Source organism: Inquilinus sp. CAU 1745, assembly GCF_039839375.1.
Taxonomy (GTDB): Bacteria; Pseudomonadota; Alphaproteobacteria; order DSM-16000; family Inquilinaceae; genus JBDOQU01.
Genome location: NZ_JBDOQU010000014.1, coordinates 89,810 through 107,541, shown reverse-complemented (window position 1 = coordinate 107,541; position 17,732 = coordinate 89,810). Strand labels below are relative to the sequence as shown.

General features: G+C 67.0%; 17 protein-coding genes. 1 reads left to right on the top strand and 16 read right to left on the bottom strand.

Features of this window, described 5'->3' with window-relative positions; translation table 11 throughout:
• Genes AAFN89_RS15930 through AAFN89_RS15910 form a run of 5 tightly spaced genes read right to left on the bottom strand, consistent with a single transcriptional unit; the run spans position 1 to position 4,698 of the window.
• Complete coding sequence (locus tag AAFN89_RS15930) at positions 1-1,284, bottom strand: TRAP transporter large permease subunit (RefSeq protein WP_347540108.1); 1,284 nt, start codon at positions 1,282-1,284, stop codon at positions 1-3.
• Positions 1,281-1,769 carry a TRAP transporter small permease gene (locus AAFN89_RS15925; RefSeq protein WP_347540107.1) on the bottom strand — a complete coding sequence of 163 codons (489 nt, stop codon included), beginning with the start codon at positions 1,767-1,769 and terminating at the stop codon, positions 1,281-1,283. Before AAFN89_RS15925 ends, AAFN89_RS15930 begins: the two co-directional genes overlap by 4 nt.
• Positions 1,770-1,802: 33 nt before the next feature.
• Positions 1,803-2,801 carry a C4-dicarboxylate TRAP transporter substrate-binding protein gene (locus tag AAFN89_RS15920; protein WP_347540106.1) on the bottom strand — a complete coding sequence of 333 codons (999 nt, stop codon included), beginning with the start codon at positions 2,799-2,801 and terminating at the stop codon, positions 1,803-1,805.
• 35 nt (positions 2,802-2,836) lie between these two features.
• Positions 2,837-3,958 carry an Ldh family oxidoreductase gene (locus AAFN89_RS15915; RefSeq protein WP_347540105.1) on the bottom strand — a complete coding sequence of 374 codons (1,122 nt, stop codon included), beginning with the start codon at positions 3,956-3,958 and terminating at the stop codon, positions 2,837-2,839.
• Positions 3,955-4,698 carry an SDR family oxidoreductase gene (locus AAFN89_RS15910; protein ID WP_347540104.1) on the bottom strand — a complete coding sequence of 248 codons (744 nt, stop codon included), beginning with the start codon at positions 4,696-4,698 and terminating at the stop codon, positions 3,955-3,957. Before AAFN89_RS15910 ends, AAFN89_RS15915 begins: the two co-directional genes overlap by 4 nt.
• 167 nt (positions 4,699-4,865) lie before the next feature.
• Between AAFN89_RS15910 and AAFN89_RS15905 the strand changes: the two genes are divergently transcribed.
• Complete coding sequence (locus tag AAFN89_RS15905; protein ID WP_347540102.1) at positions 4,866-5,882, top strand: GntR family transcriptional regulator; 1,017 nt, start codon at positions 4,866-4,868, stop codon at positions 5,880-5,882.
• Here the strand turns inward: AAFN89_RS15905 and AAFN89_RS15900 are convergent.
• From AAFN89_RS15900 to AAFN89_RS15850, 11 genes are all read right to left on the bottom strand, one after another.
• A complete protein-coding gene (locus tag AAFN89_RS15900) occupies positions 5,852-6,913 on the bottom strand; it encodes a LacI family transcriptional regulator (RefSeq protein ID WP_347540101.1) in 1,062 nt (353 codons plus the stop codon). The genes AAFN89_RS15905 and AAFN89_RS15900 overlap by 31 nt on opposite strands.
• A 93-nt stretch (positions 6,914-7,006) precedes the next feature.
• On the bottom strand, positions 7,007-8,176 hold the full coding sequence (locus AAFN89_RS15895; RefSeq protein WP_347540100.1) for a Gfo/Idh/MocA family oxidoreductase: 1,170 nt from the start codon (positions 8,174-8,176) through the stop codon (positions 7,007-7,009).
• Between the two features lie 42 nt (positions 8,177-8,218).
• On the bottom strand, positions 8,219-8,986 hold the full coding sequence (locus AAFN89_RS15890; RefSeq protein ID WP_347540099.1) for a sugar phosphate isomerase/epimerase: 768 nt from the start codon (positions 8,984-8,986) through the stop codon (positions 8,219-8,221).
• A gap of 21 nt (positions 8,987-9,007) precedes the next feature.
• On the bottom strand, positions 9,008-10,093 hold the full coding sequence (gene ugpC, locus AAFN89_RS15885) for a sn-glycerol-3-phosphate ABC transporter ATP-binding protein UgpC (RefSeq protein WP_347540098.1): 1,086 nt from the start codon (positions 10,091-10,093) through the stop codon (positions 9,008-9,010).
• A gap of 5 nt (positions 10,094-10,098) precedes the next feature.
• Entirely contained in the window at positions 10,099-11,001 is a 903-nt protein-coding gene (locus tag AAFN89_RS15880; RefSeq protein ID WP_347540097.1) for a carbohydrate ABC transporter permease, read from the bottom strand.
• Positions 10,998-11,885 (bottom strand): sugar ABC transporter permease, encoded by an 888-nt coding sequence (locus tag AAFN89_RS15875; protein ID WP_347540096.1) that lies wholly within the window; start codon positions 11,883-11,885, stop codon positions 10,998-11,000. Before AAFN89_RS15875 ends, AAFN89_RS15880 begins: the two co-directional genes overlap by 4 nt.
• 78 nt (positions 11,886-11,963) lie before the next feature.
• Positions 11,964-13,202, bottom strand: coding sequence for an ABC transporter substrate-binding protein (locus AAFN89_RS15870; protein ID WP_347540095.1), 1,239 nt, complete (start codon positions 13,200-13,202; stop codon positions 11,964-11,966).
• A 193-nt stretch (positions 13,203-13,395) separates the two neighbouring features.
• Complete coding sequence (locus AAFN89_RS15865; protein WP_347540094.1) at positions 13,396-14,862, bottom strand: mannitol dehydrogenase family protein; 1,467 nt, start codon at positions 14,860-14,862, stop codon at positions 13,396-13,398.
• Between the two features lie 12 nt (positions 14,863-14,874).
• Positions 14,875-15,714, bottom strand: a complete 840-nt coding sequence (locus tag AAFN89_RS15860; RefSeq protein WP_347540093.1) for an ABC transporter permease subunit — start codon at positions 15,712-15,714, stop codon at positions 14,875-14,877.
• Positions 15,715-15,718: 4 nt separating this feature from the next.
• Entirely contained in the window at positions 15,719-16,630 is a 912-nt protein-coding gene (locus AAFN89_RS15855; protein WP_347540092.1) for a sugar ABC transporter permease, read from the bottom strand.
• Positions 16,627-17,730 (bottom strand): ABC transporter ATP-binding protein, encoded by a 1,104-nt coding sequence (locus AAFN89_RS15850; RefSeq protein WP_347540091.1) that lies wholly within the window; start codon positions 17,728-17,730, stop codon positions 16,627-16,629. Before AAFN89_RS15850 ends, AAFN89_RS15855 begins: the two co-directional genes overlap by 4 nt.
• Positions 17,731-17,732: the final 2 nt, after the last annotated feature.

The window sequence follows — 17,732 nt, the reverse complement described above, 5'->3', positions numbered from 1 at the left end:
TCACTTCCCGAAGATCATGTTCGGGACGAACAGGACCGCCTGGGGGACGAAGATCAGCACGATCGTCACCAGCGCCACGGCGGCGAACAGATAGAGGGATTCCCTCGTATAGTCGCCGATGGAGCATTTCATGATCGAGCAGACGGCGTACATGGCCGCGCCCACGGGGGGCGTGAAGTTGCCGATCGTGGCGGCGACGATGAAGACGATGCCGAAATGCACCGGATCGCCCCCCAGTTCGCGGACCAGCGGCAGGAAGATCGGCGTCAGCATGATGATGAGGACCGTCGCGTCCACGAAGAAGCCGGCGGCGAGCATGAAGAGGGCGATCAGCACCGTCGCGGCGTAGAAATTCCCCGTCAGATCGACGATGAAGCCGGAGATCACTTCCGGCACCCGTTCCAGCACGATGCCGTAGCTGAAGATGGCGGAAAGCGCGATCAGGAACATGACGGAGCCGACATCGGTGAGGCTGCCTTCCAGCGCCTCCAGGAAATCCCGGCCCTTCAGTTCCCGATAGATGAGGACGCCGATGAAGATGGCGTAGAGGACGGCGAAGGCCCCGATCTCCGACGGGGTGAAGACCCCCATGCGCAGGCCGAACAGCAGGAAGACCGGGAACAGCAGCGCCCACAGCCCGCCGCGAAAGGCGCTCGCCACTTCCCGCACGCTCGGGCGCGTCTTGCGTTCGGGCTCATAGCCCCGCCGCCGCGCCGTCAGGACGATGGAGGCCGACAAGGCCGCCCACAGCAGAAGGGCCGGCGCGAATCCCGCAGCGAACAGCCGGCCGATCGAGACCTGCCCGATCGTGCCGTAGAGGATCATGCCGATCCCCGGCGGGATGATCGGGGTCAGCACCGCCCCGAAGGACAGCACGCCGGCGGCGAAGCCCTTGCTGAAGCCGCGCTTCACCATCTCGTCGCCCAGCATCCGCGACTGCATCGCCGCGTCGGCGATGGCCGATCCGGAGACGCCGCCCATCAGCCCGGCGAGCGCCAGTGACACCTGCGCCAGCCCGCCCCTCAGCCGCCCGGTCAGCACCGAGGCGAGGTCGAGAAGCCGTTCGGTGATGCCCGACCTGTTCATGAAATTGCCGGCGAGGATGAAGAGCGGCACCGCGAGCAGCGCGAAATTCTGTGTCTGGGAGACCGTCACCTGCACCGGAATGGTGAGCGGAAGTTCGGGATGCTGAAAGAAGAAGAGAACGCCTGAGATGCCGATGGCGAAGGCGACGGGCATCCCCATCAGCAGCAGGACGACGAAGGCGATGGCGACGATCGTCATGGGAACGGCCGCCCCAGCAGCCCGTCGCGCCGCAGCGCCTCCCTCACCTTCAGGACCGTCGTCACCAGCATGAGCGCCGCACCGACGGGAAGGCTCATGGTGACCCAGGAATAGCTGACATCGGGGATGCCCTGGAAGCTGCGCGCCCGGCTGACCCAGGACAGCACGATCCCGGTATGGATGAGGTAGCCGAGGAAGAGCACGATCAGCAAGTAGTTGATGTAGGCAAGCGCCCGCTGGACCTTCTCCGGCGCGCGGCCGGCCAGAAGGTCGATCGACATCAGGCCGTTCTTCCGCCACGCGACGTCGGCGCACAGGAAACAGCCCCAGGCGAAGAAGCAGGTCGAGAGGTCGATCGTCCAGTTGAGCGGGTGGCGCATCATCCGCGCCACCCCGCCCGTGAAGATCAATCCGACCATGAGGATGAGGAAGGTTCCGGCGAGGATCGCCTCCAGCTTCAGGAGATGGTCGTACAGTCTGCGCATCGATCCTCCCGGCCTTCCTTCTCGTCGGTCCCGTTACTTGCCGATCTCTTCCTGGACCTGGTTCTTCGCGTCAACCAGACCCAGCACCTCATAGGCCGCCTGACCCGCCTGCCTGAACGCCTCAAGGTCGACATCCTCGATCACGGTCATGCCCTGTTCGCGGACCTCCGCCTCGGCCTGATCCACCGCCTGCTGGACGATCTCAGAGGTTTCCTGGCCGGCCCTGCGGCATTCCTCGACCAGCGCCGTCTGGTAATCCTCCGGCAGGCCGTTGAACCATTCGCTGCTGACCACCTGGAAGTTGACCAGCAGGATGTGTCCCGTCTCGATCGCGTAGTCGAGAACCTCATAGAGATTGCCGGCGGTGATGTTGGGGTAGACCAGTTCCGCCCCGTCGATCGCCTGCTGCTGGAGCCCCGGATAGACATCGCCGAAATTCATCGCCACCGGCGACGCGCCGAGCGCCCGGATCGATTCCTGCCAGATCGGCGCCGGCGGCGTGCGGATGCGCAGCCCCTCCAGGTCCGCCGGCGTATGGACCTCCCGGTTGGTGAAGAAGTGCCGGAGCCCCTGGACCCAGTCGAAACAGACGACCTTGAGGCCGTGCTGTTCGGCCAGTTCCTGCTGCCATTCGATCATGGTGGGGGAGTCGGCGAGCGCGAAGGCCTCCTCCATCGTCTCCACGAAATAGGGGCCGTTGACGACGGCGATGCCGGGCACGTAGTTGCCCAGCCGCGCGGCGTCGGTGTTCTGCCCGATATTCGCGCCCTGGCGGATCTGCTCGATGATGTCCTCCTCCACGCCAAGCTGGGCGCTGTGGAAGACCTCGATCGTCAGGCCGCCGCCGGTCCGTTCCTCCACCCGCTCGGCCCATTTCAGGAATCCTTCATGGAAGGGCTCGCTGGGGCCCAGCACATGGTTGAAGCGCAGGACGAACTCCTCCTCCTGCGCATGGGCCGGCCCCAGGAAGGCGAACGCCGCCAGGCCCAGCGCCGCGCCGATGAGGGGAAGTCTTCTACTTATGTTTATCATGATGCCTCTCCTTTCGATTTCATGCGGTTTGCCGATCACGGACGCTCTCTTCCGGCGTCCTTGGGGGTGCGCTCACTGAAAGGCGGGTCGATCGCGAAGCGGGCGGCCAGCCGCTCGAACGCCGCGACCGTCGCGGGATCGAGGGGCACGCCGTCATGGACGCGCCGATCCGCCTCCGCCCATTCTCGGTCGCCGGGGGCCAGCACAATCGTCTCCGGCCGGGCCGGCGACCGGCGCAGCGCATCCAGATAGCGGCGCATGCCGTCCTGGAAGGTTTCGGCCTCCACCAGCGCGTCGGGACGGAGCGCCAGGACAAAGGCGCCGAGCCCGCGAGGGGTGCTGAAATCGGGCCCGCCCATGGGCGCGATCTCGACGCTGAGCTTCATGCCGGAAAGGAGGGCGCTGAAAATCTCCGCCAGCCCGGCGAGCCCCGCCCCCTTGTAGCCGAAGGCTCCGCCCAGCGGCGCCAGCATCTCCGCCCGCTCGGCATCCTCCGTATCGCTCCCGTCCGCCGCCGACGCGACGCCGGGTGGGAGAGGTGCGCGCAGGCTCTTGTTCAACTGGATGCGGTTAAAGGGGATAGCGCTGGTCGCCATGTCCAGCAGCCACGGACGGCCGCCGGCGACGGGAACCGCGCAGGCGATGGGGTTGGTGCCGTGGAAGCGCATCGCGCCGTCATGCAGCCGGACGAAGCTGTCGGAATTGCAGAAGGCGAGCCCGATGCAGCCTTTCTCCGCCGCCGCGACGGCGTAGGCCCCGGCCGGCCCGAAATGAGAGCTGTTGCGGATGGCGACCGCGCCCATCCCCATTTCCTCAGCCAGCGCGACCGCACGGTCCATCGCCTTGTAGGCGGCCAGCGCGCCATGGCCGTTATCGGCGTCCAGCGTCGCCAGCGCGCCGAAGGTCCGCACGATCCGCACGTCCGGGCGCGGGTTCACCCGGCCACCGGTCAGGACGGTGACGTAATGGTCGAGAAGGCGGACGCCATGGCTGTCCACCCCCAGCCGCGAGCCATGCATCATGGCCCGGACGGCGGCATCGGCGGTCGGCGCGTCGGCCCCGGCGGCGGCCAGCACGGCTTCGCAGAAATTCCCCAGATCCTCGATGCCGGCCCGGCGACCCGGCTGGCGGACGGCTTTCTCCGGCAGCGCGGTCATAGCGTCTGCCCCCCGTCGATGACGAAGAGCTGCCCCGTCGTGAAGGCGGATTCGTCGCCCGCAAGGTAGAGGGCGGCGGCCGCCATCTCCTCCACCGTGCCCAGCCGCCCCATGGGCTGGCGCGCGACGAAATCCCGCCGCGTCGCTTCGGGATCGGCCGTCGCCTGGATCCTCTCCTCCAGTGAGGGCGAATGGGTCGTGCCGGGGCAAAGGGCATTGCAGCGCACGGCCGACCGGATGAAATCCCGCGCGACCGCCTTGGTCAGACCGATCATCGCCGCCTTGCTGGCGCCGTAGGCGGCCCGGCCGGCGACGCCGGTGATGCTGGAAGCGACCGACGCGACGTTGATGATGGAGCCGGCGCGGCGTTCCGCCATGCCCGGCAGAACGGCGCGGATCAGCCGGAAGGGCGCGGTGACGTTCAGGTCGAAGCTTCGCGCCCAATCCTCGTCGCCGCATTCCAGCACCGTGCCGGAATGGACCCAGCCGGCGCAGTTGACCAGCACGTCCACCCTTCCCGCCTCCGCCACCGTCCGGGCGACGGCGTCGCCGTCCGTGACGTCGAGCGCGATCGGCGTCACGGACGGCGCGATCTCCGGCAGGTCGCGCATCTTGGAGAGGGTTCGGCTGGCGGCGATCACCTCAGCGCCCTCGCGGGCGAAGGCGAGCACGATCGCCCTGCCGATGCCCTGGCCCGCCCCCGTCACCAGGGCGCGCTTTCCGTGGAGCCGCTGATCCATGCCGCCGCGCATCCTCCTGTCCGTCGGCGCTTCGTCGTCGCCGTTATTGTCTTATGTGCACACTATTCAGTAAGATCGCTTCAGACACAATGGAAATGTGATGGGCGGGAGAGACGGGCTATCTTGCCCGGGCAAGCCGAAAGTCCGGCCACACCAGAGAAAGCTTGATGCCAGATCATCGTCAGGGAAGAACGCGGCCGGAGTCCGGGGCCGCGCCGAGGCTCTACCAGCGGGTGTTCGACATCGTCGCCGGCCAGATCGAGACGGGCGCGCTGCCCGACGGGACGAAGCTCCGGGAACTCACCCTCGCCACCCAGTTCGGGGTCAGCCGCGCGCCGGCGCGGCAGGCGCTGATGGAGCTGGAGCGGCAGGGGCTGGTCGAGAAGGCGGCCGGCCGGGGGTTCAGGGTGCGGTCGGCCCACCGGCCGGAATCGTCCGGCCCTCGGATCTCTCCGCCGAAGGAGGTCGATCTCCGGTTGCTGTCGTCATCGAGCTGGGAGCGAATCTACGGTGAGGTGGAGAGCGAGATCATCGCCCGCATCGCCTTCGCCGACTGGCGGGTCAACGAGGCGGAGCTTGCCCGCCACTACCGGGTCAGCCGGACGGTCACGCGGGATGTCGTCGGCCGGTTGCAGCAGCGGGGGCTGATCCGCAAGGACGACCGGTCGCGCTGGTACGCGCCCTCCCTGTCGCCCGACCATGTGGGCGAGCTTTACGAGCTGCGCTGGCTGCTGGAGCCGGTGGCCCTCGCCAAGGCCGCACCCAACGTACCGGCCAGCTTTCTCCAGGACATGCGCCGCAGCCTGGAATCCGCGATCGGCGACGGGGAAGGCATCGCCGGCTCGACGCTGGACCAGCTCGAGGAGGAGATGCACATGGCGCTGCTGGGCCATTGCGGCAACGGCACGCTGATGCAGGCGATCACGCTGCACCAGTCGCTGCTGATCGCCCACCGCTTCCTCTATCGCTGGACGCCCCGGCTGTTCAAGGCCGAGCCCTTCCTGCCCGAACATCTGGAGATCGTGGACAGGCTGGAGAGGGGCAGGATCGACAACGCGGCCGAGGCGCTGGAGCACCATCTGCGCGTCAGCCGAGACCGGGCCATCGCCCGCATCGACCTGATCGTCCGGGAGTTTCAGCCCGACGATCTGCCCTATCTGGAAAGACTGGAATCCGCCGCCTGAGACCGAAGCCCCGCGCCCAGCCTGTCGGACTGGCGCTCGATCAGCTCCGCCTTCCAGACTTCCCGCAGGGTGGCCGGGTCGGCGCCGGCGATGGCCTCGATCAGCAGTTCCGCCAGCCTTCGCCCGGCATCGGGAAGGGAGGCGTAGTAGGTGGTGATGGGCGGGTTATAGTAGGCGGTCATCGGCGTTCCATCGAAACCGATAACCGTCGCGTCCCGCCCGATCTCCCGCCCGCATTCGCGCAAGCCCGTTATCAGCCCCATGACGGAGAGCGCGTTGGCGCAGACATAGGCGGTCGGCGGATCGGCGATGCCACACAGATCGATCGCGGCGGCCCGACCGGCGCCGGCGCCCAGATCGTTGTAGTGGATCAGCGCGTCGTCGAACGGCAGCGCCCGTTCCGACAAAGCGCGGCGGTATCCCAGGACCCGATGGCCGGAATAGGTGTATTCGCGCGGCGGGTTGATGAGCGCGATCCGCCGGTGGCCCAGCCCGATCAGCCGAAGCGTCGCCTCATACCCGATCTCCTCATTGTCGATGTCCAGATAGGGGAACGGCGTGAACAATTCCGTTCGCCCGAAGGCGACGAAGGGGAACTTCTTCTCGATCAGGTATTTCGCCCGCTCGTCCTGCGGCTTGGTGCGGGTGAAGATCAGCCCGTCGGCCATCTGGGCCTCGACCACGTTCCGGATATGGCCCATCTCCTCGTCCCCCGGGAGCTGGGGCAGCACGGTCAGGCTGTATTGCGTCTCCTGAAGGGCCATCATGATGCCCTCGATCAGGGCGACGAAGCCGATATCGCCCAGATCGCCGATCGTCGGCACCGGCAGGATGGCGCAGATGCGGCTGGTCCGGCCGGTGCGGAGGCTGATGCCGCGCAGATTGGGGCGGTAGCCGACCAGCCGCGCCCGCTCCTTCACCAGCTCGATCGTCTCTGGGCTGACGTCGTCGCCATCCTTCAGCGCACGCGAAACGGTGGTGACGGAAAGGCCTAGCTGCCGGGCGAGGGTCTTGAGGGTGGGTCGGGACATCGATGATCACGCTTGCGCCGTTCAGGCGATTGTGTGGGTCTTTCTCACGTTATTAGCACCTTCCGGACGCGAGACCGCCAGCTTCCGGGCCGCCTACACCGCGGCGGCCTTCGCCAGCAGCGAACCGGACAGGCCGGAGAAGACCTCCTCCCCCTGCCCCGTAGCGATGGCGGCCGGCCGGTCGCAGGCGCTATCGATGACGATGTGGCGACCCTCGACCGACGATCTCTCGAACGCCTCCAGCACCTCAAGCACGTGGAGGGCAAGATCAGCGTTGGCGCGATGGGGCCGGCCCTGGCGGATCGCCCATGCCATATCGACGACGCCGATCGCGCGGTAGTCCGCGACCTTCTGGCCGTTATTGTCCCGGTTGGGGAGGCCGAAGGGATGGGCGGAGATATCCCTGTCCTCCCAGCCGCCGCCCCGGACCGAGACCCTGGGCGTCCCGCCGAAGAAGTTCGGGTCGGGGACCAGCATCGATCCTTCCGTTCCGTAGATCTCGATCGGGTTGCGGCCGTGGGTCCACACGTCCCAACTCGCCGACAGGCTGACCGTCGCGCCGTTGGCGAAATCCAGCACGCCATGGACGCTGGTCGGCACCTCGACCTCGATCTCCGCGCCATGGAGCGGCTGGCTGGTCACGGTCCGGCGCGGGAAGGCGGCCGATGCGCTGGCGACCACCCGCCGGACAGGCCCGTAGAGATTGACCAGCTCCGTCACATAATAGGGTCCGACATCCAGCATCGGGCCACCGCCGCGCTTGAAGAAAAATTCGGGATTGGGATGCCAATGCTCCATGCCCCGCGACATCACGCAGACGGCGCCGCCCACCGGCCGACCGATGACGCCGTCATCCAGCAGCTTCCGCGCCGCCTGGTGCGCACCGCCCATGAAGGTGTCCGGCGCGCAGCCCAGGCGGACGCCATGTTCGGCCGCCGCCGCCATGAGGCCCCGCGCCTCCTCCGCCGTCACCGCGAAGGGCTTTTCGGAATAGACGTGCTTCCCGGCGCTCGCCGCCTCGATCCCGATCGCCGCGTGGGAAAGGGGAACGGTGAGATTGACGACGAGGTCGATCTCCGGGTCGGCCAGCAGCCGGTCGAAAGGCACCGACTGGACGCCGTACTTCGCCGCCTGCGCCTTCGCGACTTCCTCGCGAAGGTCGGCGCACGCCTTGACCTTCAATATGTCGAACCGGCGCGCGCCCTGGAAATAGGCGTCGCTGATATTGCCGCAGCCGATGACGCCGACGGTGATGGGATCCATGATTCCGCCTCGGAATTTCTGATGCTTGGACTATCGAATGGGTCAGGCCGCGAGGGCGCGGAGCGCGGCGAAGCTTCGTTCGGCGAAGCGTTCAAACCTTTGCGGGTTGTCGTGCTCCACCACCATCCACTCCGCGCCGGCCTCGCGGCACGCGCGCCAGAAGGAGTCCCAGGGCAGGACGCCGTCGCCGACATCGGCCCAGCCATCCTCCTCAACATTCTCCCCTTCCGGGGCCATGTCCTTGACGTGGCAGGAGACGATGCGGTCGCCATGGCGGCCGATCCACCAATCGAGATCGCCGCCGCCCCGAACCAGCCAGGCGACATCGACCTGCCAGCGGAGCGGCGTTCCCTCCGCGCCGTCGAACAGGTGTTCCAGCGCACTCCGCCCGTCCTCGAGGACCGCCAGTTCCCAATCGTGATTGTGATAGGCGACGGTCAGGCCGGAATCGGCGAGGCGGCGGGCGATGCCACCCAACTCCGCCCCGACCCGCCGCCAATGACCGGCATCGCCCTTCCTTTCTTCTTCCGGAAGGGCCGGCATGACGATCTGCCGAAGGCCGATCTCATGCGCCACGGCGACGATCCATTCCGGCCGTTCCCGCAGCGCCGCCATCGAGAAATGTCCGGTGGGGGCGGCCAACCCCCTATCGTCCAGCAACCGCCGGGTTCCCGCCGCGTCGTCGTAATGGGGCATGATGGTCTCGACATGCCGGTAGCCGATCCCGGCCAGGAGATCGAGCTGCGCCGGCAGGTCGCGATAGCGTCGCAGGCTGTAGAGCTGGAACGACAGGATGTCGACGGGGTTCATGGGATCATCTTTCTCTTAGGATCAGAGCCGTTCTTCGGTCGTCTGGCAGAAGACGGAGGATTTGCGCAGGTCGAAGGCCAGCTTCTGGTCCGGCTCCAGCGAGCGGGCCCGCTCCGGGACGAGGCGCACCGCGATCTGCCGGCCGCCGAAATCGAACCAGCCCAGAGAATCCGCGCCCATCGGCTCCGTCATGACCGGCGCCGCCGACTGCACATACCGGCCGTCGGCCCCATCGGCAGGGGCGATATGTTCCGGCCGGACGCCGAGGATCGCCTTCATCCCGTCCTCGACAGGCCGGGAGAACACATCGTCATGGAGCGGCAGGTCGTGGCCCTCCACCTCCGCGACCACGCCGCCGTCCCGCTGGCGGAGCGTGGCGGGCAGGAAGTTCATGGCCGGGGAGCCGATGAACCCTGCCACGAAAAGCGTCTGCGGACGGTCGTAGAGCTCCTGCGGTTCGGCGTACTGTTCGATCCGTCCCTGGCGCATTACGGCGATCCGCGTCGCCATGGTCATCGCCTCGATCTGATCGTGGGTGACATAGATCGCCGTCATGCCCAGCCGGTCGTGCAGCTTCTTGATCTCCACCCTCATCTCGACGCGCAGCTTGGCGTCCAGGTTGGATAGCGGCTCATCGAAGAGGAAGATGCCGGCTTCCCGGACCAGCGCCCGGCCGATGGCGACCCGCTGGCGCTGGCCGCCGGAAAGCTGGCTGGGCCTGCGATCCAGCAGATCGTCGATCTGCAGGAGATCCGCCGCGCGCGTGACGCGCCGGTCGATCTCGTCCCGCTGGACCTTGTTCATGCGCAGCCCGAAGGACAGGTTCTCGCGCACCGTCATGGTCGGGTAGAGCGCGTAGGACTGGAAGACCATCGCGATCCCGCGATCCTTCGGCTCCAGATCGGTCACGTCGCGCCCGCCGATCTCGATCGTGCCGGACGTGATGTCGTCCAGGCCGGCGATGGCGCTCAGGAGCGTCGACTTTCCGCAGCCGGACGGGCCCAGCAGGACAGTGAAATCTCCGGGTTCGACCTCAAGGGAAAGATCCTTCAGCACCTGAAGCTGGCCGTAGCGCTTGTCGACCTGGCGGATGCGGACACCCTGCATTGCGATCAGCCTTTCACAGCGCCCGCGGTGATGCCGCGGACGAAATATTTGCCGGAGAGGAAGTAGACGACGAGCGGCGGGATCGCGGTCAGCATGGTCGCGGCCATGTTGACGTTGTAGGCGCGCTGCCCGAACGTCGTGTTGACGATGTTGTTGAGCTGGACGGTCATCGGCAGGTTCTCCCGCCCCGCGAAGATCAGGCCGAGCAGGTAGTCGTTCCAGATGCCGGTGACCTGGAGGATGACGGCCGCGACGATGATCGCCGGCGACATCGGCAGCATGATCCTGAAGAAGATCGTGAAGAACCCGCCGCCATCAACCCGCGCCGCTTTCACGATCTCCACCGGAATGCCGGCGTAGAAGTTCCGGAAGATGAGGGTGAGGATCGGCAGGCCGAAGATGACATGGATCAGGATGACGCCCGGCAGGGTGCTGTAGAGGCCCAGCACGCTGGATATCCGGACCAGCGGCAGCAAGATCACCTGATAAGGGATGAAGGCGCCCAGCATCAGCAGGGTGAGGATCAGGTTCGCGCCCCGGAACCGCCAGAGCGAGAGTGCGTAGCCGTTGAGCGCGCCCAGCAGCACCGACAGCACGACGCTTGGGATCATGATCTGCATGGAGTTCCAGAAGCCGACCTGGATGCCTTCGCAGAAAACGCCGGTGCAGGCGGAACTCCAGGCCGTGACCCAGGGTTCGAAATTGAGCCCCTGGGGCAGCGAGAAGATGGAGCCGTACCTGATCTCCTCCATCGTCTTGAGCGACGTGATCAGCATGATGTAGAGCGGCGTCGCGAAGAACAGCGCCGTGCTGACCAGGAACAGGTAGATGCCGATGCGGGCCGGCTTCAGCCGGCGCTTGCGCCGCGCCGGCGCGGCCGGGCGCGCCATGATCGTAGCGTCGGTCACCGCCCCTTCCTCCCGAAGCCGAGATAGAGATAGGGCGCCAGCGCGGCGGCCACAGTGACCAGCATGATCACCGCCGCAGCGGAGGCGAGGCCGAGATTGGCCCTCTGGAAGGTGAAGTCGACCACGAACTTTGCCGGCAGGTCGCTGGCGTTGCCCGGCCCGCCATTGGTCATGGCGACGACAAGGTCGTAGCTCTTCACCACCGCGATCGCCAGGATGACGACGCAGGTCATGACCGTGGGGCGGAGCATCGGCAGGATGACGTGCCAGTAGACGCGGGCCGGATGGATGCCCTCGATCCGCGTGGCGCGCCAGATCTCGGCATCTATCCCGCGCAGGCCGGCCAGCATCAGCGCCATGATTAGCCCCGACGCCTGCCAGACCGCCGCGATGACCAGCGTGTAGATCGCCATCTCCCGATCGACGATCCAGTCGAAGGTGAAGTTTTCGAAGCCCAGGTCGCGCATCAGGTCCTGGATGCCCAGCGTGGGGTTCAGGAGCCACTGCCAGACCAGCCCCGTCACCACGAAGGACATCGCGAGCGGATAGAGGAAGATGGTGCGGAACGCCCCCTCCAGCCGGACGCGCTGATCGACGGCGACGGCGAGCCCGAAGCCGAGGACGAGCGATATCCCGATGAACAGGCCGCCAAAGACGAACATGTTGGTGAAGGCGATGGCCCAGCGGCGGGTGTCGAACAGCCGCGAATACTGGTCGAACCCGACGAACTCGTAGCTGGGCAGCATCCCGGACGCGGTCATGGAGATGTAGATCGTCCAGAGGATGCAGCCATAGAAGCACACGGCCATGACCACGACCGTCGGGGCCACCGTCGCCTTGGCCGGCAGGTTGCGGAACCGGAAATGGCTGCGTGCGGTCGGCATGGTACTCGCTCCCCTATCGAAAAGACTCCCTCCACCCATCGAACGGCGGACCCGCCGATGGGTGGAGGGGAGTTTGCGCTACAGGGAGGAGATCGCGTCGGCCAGCATGGCCGCCGCCTCTTCAGCCGGCATGTCCGGCGTGTTCCAGAACTGGGTGAGGACGTCGTTGAGCGCGCCTTCCAGGTCGCCGCTCAGCGCAAGAGCCGGGTTGGGCAGATGGTGTGCCGGATCGGCCAGGATCTCCATCGCCTGCTGGGAGCAGATATCCATGCCCTCCAGCGAGACGTCCTGTCGGACCGGAACGGAACCCTTGACCTCGTTGAAGCGGACCTGGACCTCGGGGTCGAGCATCACGTCAGCCAGCATGTGCTGCGCCTCGATCTGGGCCGGATCGTCGGTCTTCGGGAAAGCGAACACGTCAACCACCAGGATGTAGGAATCCTCGTTGCCGGGGGCCATGGCGCACCCGAAATCCTCGCCGGCGGTCATGCCCGCGGCCTCGAACTCTCCCTTCGCCCAGTCGCCCATGATCTGCATCCCGGCCTGGCCGGTCAGCACCAGATTGGTCGCGTCGTTCCAGTTCCGTCCGGGGCTGCCTTCGTCGACATAGGCGCGCAGGCGGCCCATCGTCTCCAGCACCGCCAGCATCTCCGGGCTGGACGCGGCCTCCGGGTCGCGGTCCTCATAGACGCGGCGGTAGAGATCGTTCCCGCCGACGCCGGCCAGAACCGCGCCGAACAGAAGCTGTTCCTGCCAGGGCTGCCCGCCCAGCGCCAGCGGGATGAAGCCGGCTTCGCGGATCTTGTCGGCGGCTACGAAGAATTCGTCCCAGGTTCGCGGCACTTCGGCGCCCGCTTCCTCGAACACGGCGGGGCTGTACCACATCCAGTTGGCGCCGTGGATGTTGACCGGCGCGGCGACGAACTTCCCTTCGTAGGTCGCGCGCTCGACGACGATCGGCGGCAGCACGTCGGCCCAGCCTTCCCGCACCGCCACCTCGTCGATGTCGTTCAGCACGCCCTGCTGCGCCAGGTTCAGGATGTCGACGCCGATGTTCCATTGCATCGCCGTCGGCGGGTCGCCGCCAAGGATCCGGCTCAACGCCAGCCCCTGCGCCGCGTCGCCGCTGACCACTGCGCTGTCGATCCAGGTTCCGCCTCGTTCCTCGAACGCATCGACGAAGACGCCGATCGCTTCGGATTCACTGCCGGAAGTCCACCAGTGGATGACCTCCGCCTCCTGGGCCGATGCGCCGGCCGCGGTCAGGCCGGCGGCTCCGCAGGCGGCGAGGATGGTTGCGCGGGAACAAAACTTCATGGTCCGTCTCCTCCGATGGTTGATCGGCCTTGAATGGCCGCTTCTCCCGATCGCCGCAGCGGCGTCGACGCTCTTACCGTAACGTTACGGTAGCAAGAACAGAGCGCCGCCTGTCAACAATTTTTTGATTACCCGTAACGTTTCGGATTTGAACCAAACGCCTGCTTCGCGGCTTTTCCCGCCGCGAGAAAAGTCAGAGGGAGGCTTCCACCGCCCTCTTCGCGCCGTCGGCATAGAGCCGCTTGAGCGCGGCCGTCACCGGGCCGGTGAAGTGGGGGTCGGCGGGCAGGTCGGAGCCGAAGACCTCGCGGACCCTGAGCAGCGCCGGGGCAAGCCGGTCGGCGTCCGGGCCGACCGATCGGGTGATTTCGCGCAGACGAGCGGCCATCGGGTCGCGGACGTCGATCTCATGGCCCGCCTCGTCCACGCCGGTGACATAGCGCATCCAGGCCGCGACGCCGAGCGCCAACCGGTCGATCGGCGCGCCGGCCTTCAGCCGGTCCCGGACGGTGGCGAGAAGGCGCTGCGGCAGTTTCTGGGAGCCGTCCATGGCGATCTGCCATGTCCGGTGCTTCAGCGCGAGATTCCCGAACCGTTCCAGAAGGGCGCGCTTGTACGCCGTCACGTCCGCGCCCGGCGGTACCGCGAGGGTCGGCGTCACCTCCTCATCCATGAAGCCGCCGACCAGCCGGGCGAAGCCGGGATCGGCGATGGTTTCCGCGATCGTCTCGAATCCGGCCAGGTAGCCGAGATAGGCCATCAGCGAATGGCTGCCGTTCAGCAGCCGGAGCTTCATATGCTCGTAGGGCTCGACATCGGCGACGAACTCAGCCCCCGCCTCGTCCCAGGTCGGCCGGCCGACGGCGAAGCGATCCTCGATCACCCATTGGGTGAAGGGCTCCGTCACCACGGGCCAGGCGTCGGAGAGGCCGGTCGCCGCGGCGATCTCCGCCCGGTCGGACTCCGTCGTCGCCGGCACGATGCGGTCGACCATAGTCGACGGGCACAGCGCCTCCGCCTCCACATAAGCGCCCAGATCGGGATCGCGCAGGTGGGCGAAACGGTCGATGACCTTCTTCGCCACGCGCCCGTTGGAGGGGAGGTTGTCGCAGGTGAGCACCGTGAAGGGCGCTATGCCGGCTTCGCGGCGGCGGCGCAGCGCCTCCACGATGAAGCCGGGCGCGGAGGCCGGGGCGGAGGGGTTGGCCAGGTCACGGACGATGTCGGGGTGGTCCTCGTTCAGTTCCCCCGTCGCAGGGTCGTGGCAATAGCCCTTCTCCGTGACCGTCAGGGAGACGATCCGAACCCTCGGCTCCGACATGCGGGCGAGGAGCGCCTGGGGGTCCTCCGGCGCGACTAGCACCTGGCCGATGGACCCCACGACCCGCAGTGCCTCCCCTTCGCCCGACCGGACGGCGAGCGTGTAGAGGCCGTCCTGTGGCCCCAGCGCGTCGCGCGTGCCGGCGCTGCGCAGGCTCGCCCCCACGATGCCCCAGCCGGGGTCGTGGCGGAGAATGTCGTCGGTATAGACCGCCTGATGGGCGCGGTGGAACGCGCCGATGCCAAGATGGACGATCCCGGCGGTCACCGACCGCCGGTCGTATGAAGGCCGGCGGATCGAAGCCGGCAGCGCGGAGAGGGCGGCGTCGTTGAGGCGCAAGACGAAGACTCCTCAGCTACGCTGCTGCTTGCCGCGGGTGACCATCTGCGTCGGGTTGACGAAGCGCAGCGCGATCAGCAGCCAGACGAGGGTCGTCGCCATGTAGATGACCGCCATGGCGTCGATCGACTGTACCGCCCGCACGCCGGCCGCGAACACCGAATAGTAGAGCGCGACGACGAGCGTCTGGCTGGTCGGCCCCGCCGTCAGGAAGGTCAGCTCGAACATCGCCAGCGTCCGGACCAGCACCAGCAGCAGCGCCGCCAGGATGCCCGGCAGCAGCAGCGGCAGCAGCACATGGATGAAAAGCTGGAAGGTGTTGGCCCCGAACACCCGGGCCGCCGCCTCGATCTTGGGATCGATCTGCTCGATGAACGGGATCATCACCAGGATGACGAAGGGCACGGTGGGCACCAGATTGGCCAGCACGACGCCCCAGAAGGTGCCGCCGAACCCGGTCTGGTAGAGCACGGTCGCCAGCGGGATGCCGAAAGTGATCGGCGGGACCAGCAGCGGCAGCAGGAACAGAAGCAGCACAATCCGTTTGCCGGGAAAATCGCGGCGCGCCAGCGCATAGGCCGCCGTCACGCCCAGAACGCCCGACAGGAGCACCACGACGAAGACGATCTGGAAGGTGACGATCAGCACCTGGTCAAGCTGGAATTCGTCCCAGGCGGAGAAGTACCAGCGCATGGTGGCGCCGGCCGGAAGCCAGGTGTCGAACCAGCGGGTCGCGAAGGAGCTGGTGATCACTGTTCCGATCATCGCGAAGAGGTTCAGCACGAAGAAGCCGACCAGCACCCAGACGGCGGTGGACCAGAGCTTGGAGAGGATGGTGGTGTCGCGGATCATCGTCTCACCCTTTCCCGCCGGCGCTGGGCCCGCGATAGAACAGCCGGCGCGAGGACAGGAGCGCGACGACGATGCCGAGTTGCACGAACGCCATGATCATCGCGATGGCCGAGGCCATGGAGTAGTCGTACTGCTCGAATGCGGCCTGATAGGCGGCGATCGAGATGACGCGCGTCGGCCCCGATGGCGCGCCCAGGAGGATCGCCGACGGGAAGACCGCGAAGGCCTGGACGAAGGACAGGCAGAAGGTGATGGCCAGCCCCGGCGCCAGCAGCGGCAGGAAGATATGGCGGAACCGCCGCGCCGCCCCCGCCCCCAGCGTCGCGGCGGCGTTTTCCAGCGCCGGGTCGATGCCGGTGACGTAGGACAGCGTCAAGAGGAAGGTGAAGGGAAAGCCGGTGATGATGAGGGACGCGAACACGCCCCAGTAATTATGGATGAGCTGGACCGGATCCTCGACCAGGCCGAGCAGGAGGAGGGTGCGGTTGAACCAGCCCTGCGGACCCAGATAGTTCAGCAGCCCCTCGGCCACCAGCACGGTGCCCAGCGTGATCGGCAGGACGAGGATCGCCGTCAGGATGCGCTGGCGGCGCATCAGCCGCACCCGGAAGGCGACCGGGATCGAGATCAGGAGGTTCAGCAGCGTGACAGGCACGGCGAGCCACAGCGTCTTGCCGATCGTCTCATAGAGGAAGGGGTCGGAAAAGAAGACCCGGTAGTTGGCGAGCCAGTCCCCTTCCTTCGGGGTGAAGGAGAGCATGAGCCCGTAGAGGAACGGGTAGATGAAGAGCGCGACCAGGAAGATAGCCGCCGGCAGGACGAGCAGAGTCACCCCGTCGATGCCGCGCGCCGCCAGCTTCTGGCGAAGGCTGCGACCGGCGGCCGGCGGGGCGTGGAGCGTCGCCTCGACGGTCATGCCGCGACCTCTTGCCGGTCGCGTCCGGCGTCGTCGTCGGCATAGACCAGCACCCTGTCCTCGGCCGCGTTCAGATGAACGGTCGCACCCGGCTCCAGCAGTTCATGGGAGCGGAAGACAAGCTCCATGCCGTCTGCCGTCCGCGCCATGCCGACGAATTCCCGTCCGCGATATTCGATCGTCTCCACCGACGCGGTCAGGGCGTGCTCGCCCGCCGGCCCCGCCATCAGATCGTCGGGGCGGAGCGCGATGATCGCCGGCGCGCCGTCGGACACCGGCTCCCGCGCCAGCCCGGTGATCGGGACGCCGTTCACCGAGACGGTGGCGCGATCGCCGTTCCGTCCCGCGACGATCCCGGAAAGCCGGTTCCGGAACCCCATGAATTCGGCGACATCGAGATGGGCCGGCGTGTCGTACAGCTCCTTCGGCGCTCCAACCTGCCTGATCTCCCCGTCGCGCAACACGACGATGCGGTCGGCCAGCGACAGAGCCTCGTCCTGATCGTGGGTTACGTAGATCGTGGTCGCGCCCAGCTCGTCATGGATGCGCCTGATCTCCGCCCGCATCTCCAGCCGCAGCTTGGCGTCCAGGTTCGACAGCGGTTCGTCCATCAGCACCAGCGGCGGTTCGATGACGATGGCCCGCGCGATGGCGACGCGCTGCTGCTGGCCGCCCGAAAGCTGGCCCGGCAGCTTGTCGGCATGGCCCTCCAGCCGGACGAGCCGGATCGCCTCCTCGACCCTCGTCTCGATCTCCGCCTTGGGCGTACCGCGCATCTTCAGCCCGAAGGCGATGTTCTTCCGGGCGTTCATATGGGGGAAGAGCGCGTAGTTCTGGAACACCATCCCGAACCCGCGATCCTCCGGCCGCAGCCCGTCTATGCGGCGGTCGTCCAGCCAGATGCTGCCGCCGGTGGTGGGGAGAAGCCCCGCGATGCAGTTCAGCGCGGTCGACTTGCCGCAGCCCGAGGGGCCAAGCAGCGCGATGAACTCGCGCCGCCGGATGGACAGGCTTACCTCGTGCAGGGCATTGAGCGCGCCGAAGGAGCGGCTCAGCCGGTCGAGCCTCACCTCCTCGAAACGCGGATGTTCGATCGGCATCG

Bases quoted from the DNA above. Each gene is read 5' to 3' on its own strand.
- AAFN89_RS15850 (WP_347540091.1), bottom strand. From the start codon at position 17,730: ATGCCGATCGAACATCCGCGTTTCGAGGAGGTGAGGCTCGACCGGCTG.
- ugpC (WP_347540098.1), bottom strand. From the start codon at position 10,093: ATGCAGGGTGTCCGCATCCGCCAGGTCGACAAGCGCTACGGCCAGCTT.
- AAFN89_RS15855 (WP_347540092.1), bottom strand. From the start codon at position 16,630: ATGACCGTCGAGGCGACGCTCCACGCCCCGCCGGCCGCCGGTCGCAGC.
- AAFN89_RS15930 (WP_347540108.1), bottom strand. From the start codon at position 1,284: ATGACGATCGTCGCCATCGCCTTCGTCGTCCTGCTGCTGATGGGGATG.
- AAFN89_RS15915 (WP_347540105.1), bottom strand. From the start codon at position 3,958: ATGACCGCGCTGCCGGAGAAAGCCGTCCGCCAGCCGGGTCGCCGGGCC.
- AAFN89_RS15925 (WP_347540107.1), bottom strand. From the start codon at position 1,769: ATGCGCAGACTGTACGACCATCTCCTGAAGCTGGAGGCGATCCTCGCC.
- AAFN89_RS15895 (WP_347540100.1), bottom strand. From the start codon at position 8,176: ATGGATCCCATCACCGTCGGCGTCATCGGCTGCGGCAATATCAGCGAC.
- AAFN89_RS15900 (WP_347540101.1), bottom strand. From the start codon at position 6,913: ATGTCCCGACCCACCCTCAAGACCCTCGCCCGGCAGCTAGGCCTTTCC.
- AAFN89_RS15890 (WP_347540099.1), bottom strand. From the start codon at position 8,986: ATGAACCCCGTCGACATCCTGTCGTTCCAGCTCTACAGCCTGCGACGC.
- AAFN89_RS15910 (WP_347540104.1), bottom strand. From the start codon at position 4,698: ATGGATCAGCGGCTCCACGGAAAGCGCGCCCTGGTGACGGGGGCGGGC.
- AAFN89_RS15870 (WP_347540095.1), bottom strand. From the start codon at position 13,202: ATGAAGTTTTGTTCCCGCGCAACCATCCTCGCCGCCTGCGGAGCCGCC.
- AAFN89_RS15920 (WP_347540106.1), bottom strand. From the start codon at position 2,801: ATGATAAACATAAGTAGAAGACTTCCCCTCATCGGCGCGGCGCTGGGC.
- AAFN89_RS15875 (WP_347540096.1), bottom strand. From the start codon at position 11,885: ATGCCGACCGCACGCAGCCATTTCCGGTTCCGCAACCTGCCGGCCAAG.
- AAFN89_RS15905 (WP_347540102.1), top strand. From the start codon at position 4,866: ATGCCAGATCATCGTCAGGGAAGAACGCGGCCGGAGTCCGGGGCCGCG.
- AAFN89_RS15860 (WP_347540093.1), bottom strand. From the start codon at position 15,714: ATGATCCGCGACACCACCATCCTCTCCAAGCTCTGGTCCACCGCCGTC.